This is a genomic window from Nocardiopsis sp. NPDC055824, assembly GCF_053616335.1.
In genome coordinates, this window is record NZ_JBSHDN010000355.1 from 1 (window position 1) to 3,487 (window position 3,487).

Genomic DNA, 3,487 nt, shown 5'->3' on the forward strand with positions numbered 1-3,487 from the left:
CGCTCGGCCGGGGGCCGCCCCGCCGTCCGGGCGGGGCGGCCCACGCGCTCGGACCGGGGAGGGCGCCCCCGCCCCCGACGGCCGTGAAGGACGGCGTGCCGGGGGCGGGCAGCCCCGGGGTCCGGGAACGGCTCGGGTCCCGCAGGGCTCAGGGGCGGTCCCCGTGCCCCTCCAGCACGACCTTGAGCTGCCCCAGCCGGTGCCTCCAGAACGCCTTCGTCTCGGCGGCGGTCTCCGCGTCCGCCAGCTTGGTGTGCTCGAAGGCGACCGTGCTCCTGCCACCGTCCTTGGCGGTGAAGTTGGCGCTGATCCGTGTGGACCGGTCGAAGTCGGCGGTCAGGCGCCGGGGCTCGGTGGAGGTGCGCACCGACAGGTCGTGGCCGGGCAGCCACCTCCCGCGCTCGCCCTCCTCGACGAAGGCGGCGAAGAGGCGCTCGACCGGCGCGTGGACGGTCTTGCTGACGCTGACCGCGAACCCGTCCTTCTTCTGGCCCGCGACCCGCATCCCGCGCTCCTGCTCGTAGGCGACCGTGACGGTCTGCGCCCACCAAGCGGGGACGCCCTGCTCCCGGCCCAGCCATGCCGCCAGCTCGGTGTGGGTGCGGGCGGTGCCGTTCCAGCCGTCCAGCAGGGCGAACCATCCGGCGTAGTCGCGGCCGGTGTGCTCCCGCACGGAGTCGTCGGTGACTCGGCCGCGCATCGTCCCCGTGGTGCGCCGGTCGGCCGCTGACGGGGCGGATGCGCCGGTGGGACCGGCGGAGCCGGCCGGGGCCCCGTTCGTGGGAGGGGCGTCGGCGGACACGGTGTGCTCCCCGCCGGGCGGGGGCTGGACGGCGGGTGAGCGGTCGGCGGCGGTTCTCCCGGGCCCGACGGCGGGCTCGGAGGACGCGCGGTCGGACCGGGGTGCGGTTCCGGTGCGGCCGATCAGGTGCGCGCGGGCGGCGGTGTAGCTCTCGCCGGTCTTGTCCATGCGGGCGCGCACGCGCTGCTTGAAGGCCTTGTGGCTGGTCATGACGGCTCCTCGGCGACAGCGTCGGAACTCGCGCTCCCTCCGCCCCGCCGGTGGGGCACATCGGACCGGCGTCCCGAGGACCCTGAGTCCCCTTTGCCCCCTCACAGCCGGTGGCGCGAGCACCGGGACCGGGGGTTGGGCGCGGGACCGCGCCTACGGACAACGGTACCCCTGTCCCCGTGGATTCTCCAGGGCCTGTGGACGAGGGCCGGGGAACCCGGGCCGCGGCCGGTCCGGGAGGCGAGGAGTTCCGGCCGGCGTCCGATCGCGGCGTCCGGGAGGGAGCCTGCCCGCCCCCGCCCGTGTCGGCCGAGGAGCGCCCGGGTGGGGGCGGGCCCGTCCAGGCCGCTCCCGCCCCCGCTCCCCGGCGATCGGCCTCCAGGGGCCGACCGGCCGGGCCGGTGGGCGCCTCCGGTCGGGGACCTCGGCTCGGCCGCCGGGGGACGGGACCGTGCCGTCCCGGGGTTTCCACCCCCGGCCCGACGGGGGCGGACCAGGGGCGGTTCAGGGACATCCCCCATGGATTCCTGGCCTCCTGTGTTAGATTCTGGCCATGCGGTCAGAAAATAATCCAGCCGGTCAGAAAAGGTCCTTCATCGAGGAGGCCCGCAGGGCGCAGATCGTCGCCGCGGCGATCGACACCATCGCCGAGGTGGGCTATCCCAACGCCTCACTGGCGCGGATCGCCGAGGAGGCGGGCGTGAGCAAGGGCGTGATCTCGTATCACTTCGCGGGAAAGGACGAGTTGATGGACCAGCTGGTGACGGGCGTCTACACGGAGATCGCCGAGTCCGTCGTCCCGCGGCTCCTCGCCCAGGACAACGCCGCCGACATGCTCCGCGCACACGTGCGGGGTGTGGCCGCCTACGCGCTGGAGCACCGGAGCCGCATGGCGGCCCTGGCGCAGATCTTCATCCACGCGCTCAGGCCGGACGGCTCCCCCCGGTACGGGGCCGGCGAGTCCGAACCCCTCTACGAGTCCCTGGAGGGGCTCTACCGGGAGGGGCAGAGGAGCGGCGAGTTCCGCGACTTCGACGTGCGGGCGATGGCCGTGACCCAGCAGTCCGCCACCGACGGGATGTTCGAGTACTGGCGCGTCCACCCCGACCACGACCTCATGGCGCACGCCGCCGAACTCGGCGAACAGCTCGTCCGCGCCACCCGCGCCGACTGACCGGCGCACACCCCCATCACGAGGACCCCATGACACAGCAACCCGCGCCCGCCCTGAGCCCGGAGGCGGCGCCACCGCCCCCGAGACGCCTGCACTACGTCGACAACCTGCGCGTGGCGATGACCGTCCTGGTCGTGCTGCACCATGTCGCACTCACCTACGGCAACATCCCGGTCTGGTTCTACACCGAGCCCGCGCAGGACCCCACGGGCGGGCTGCTCGACCTCCTGGTCGTCGTCGACCAGACCTACTTCATGGGCCTGTTCTTCCTGCTCGCGGGCTACTTCGTGCCCGGAGCGAGGGACCGGAGGGGGCGGCGGGGGTTCGTCCGCGAGCGCCTGGTGCGCCTGGGCGTCCCCCTGCTGCTGTTCGCCCTGCTCGTACGGCCGCTGCTCACGACCGGCACCTACCGGATGTTCGCGGAAGGAGCCGCCGCCGAGGGCGCGGAGATGCCCTACTGGCTCTTCTACGTGATCACCTTCGACCCCGGCCCCATGTGGTTCGTCGAGGTCCTGCTCGTCCTCAGCCTCACCTACGTCATGGTGCGCGGCTTCCGCGAGCGCCGCGCCGAGCGCCGGGGCACGGCGGTCCTCCCCGCCTCCCGCCCGGAGGACACGGCCCCGCTGCGCTGGCTCGGTCCGGTCGTCGCCTTCACCGTGGCCCTGGCCCTGGTGTCGTTCGTCTGGCGCTGGGTGAACCCCGCCCCCTACTGGCCGTTCGTGGGGCTGCCCAGCCCCGACTACCTGCCCCAGTACGCGGCCCTCTTCACGGTGGGCGTGCTGGCCTACCGCCGCAACTGGTTCACCCGCCTGCCCGGCCGGGCCGGCTGGTACGGGGGCGCGACGGCCGTCCTCGGCCTGGCCGCGTTCCTGGGAGGGGGGCTCGTCCTCGGGCCGGAGAACGCCCCCGGGACCGCTCCGGCGCTGTTCCACATGGTGGCGGAGACGTTCTTCGCGGTCGGCGTGACCCTCGCGCTGATGGTGTCCTTCCGCCGCTTCCTCGACCGGCGGACCCGCCCCTCCGCGTTCCTGGCCGACAACGCCTTCGCCGTGTACTTCCTGCACCCGCTGGTGCTGGTCGGGCTCGGAACGGCGCTGAGCGGTTGGGAGGCACCCGCCGCGGTGAAGTTCCTGGGCATGGCCGCCCTCGCGGTCCCCGCCTGCTGGGCGCTCGCCGCCGCGGTCCGCGCGATCCCCGGGGCCCGTCGGATCCTCTGACGCGCCCTTCCGCGGGGCCGCCCCGGCGAAGAGCCGGAGGCGGCCCCGAGACTGCTTCGCGCGGGGGCGGCGCCGCCGGGGCCC

The 3,487-nt window shown here is 74.4% G+C and carries 3 protein-coding genes; 2 read left to right on the forward strand and 1 reads right to left on the reverse strand.

What is annotated here, in order from left to right; genetic code table 11:
- Positions 1–148 precede the first annotated feature (148 nt).
- A complete protein-coding gene (locus ACWGL3_RS31670; protein ID WP_267950105.1) occupies positions 149–1,012 on the reverse strand; it encodes a hypothetical protein in 864 nt (287 codons plus the stop codon).
- A gap of 553 nt (positions 1,013–1,565) precedes the next feature.
- On the opposite strand from ACWGL3_RS31670, the gene ACWGL3_RS31675 reads away from it, so the two are divergent.
- A complete protein-coding gene (locus ACWGL3_RS31675) occupies positions 1,566–2,186 on the forward strand; it encodes a TetR/AcrR family transcriptional regulator (RefSeq protein ID WP_267950104.1) in 621 nt (206 codons plus the stop codon).
- Positions 2,187–2,215: 29 nt separating this feature from the next.
- Positions 2,216–3,403: an acyltransferase family protein gene (locus ACWGL3_RS31680; protein WP_267950103.1), complete on the forward strand. Its 1,188-nt coding sequence runs from the start codon at positions 2,216–2,218 to the stop codon at positions 3,401–3,403.
- Positions 3,404–3,487: the final 84 nt, after the last annotated feature.

Bases quoted from the DNA above. Each gene is read 5' to 3' on its own strand.
- ACWGL3_RS31670 (WP_267950105.1), bottom strand. From the start codon at position 1,012: ATGACCAGCCACAAGGCCTTCAAGCAGCGCGTGCGCGCCCGCATGGAC.
- ACWGL3_RS31675 (WP_267950104.1), top strand. From the start codon at position 1,566: ATGCGGTCAGAAAATAATCCAGCCGGTCAGAAAAGGTCCTTCATCGAG.
- ACWGL3_RS31680 (WP_267950103.1), top strand. From the start codon at position 2,216: ATGACACAGCAACCCGCGCCCGCCCTGAGCCCGGAGGCGGCGCCACCG.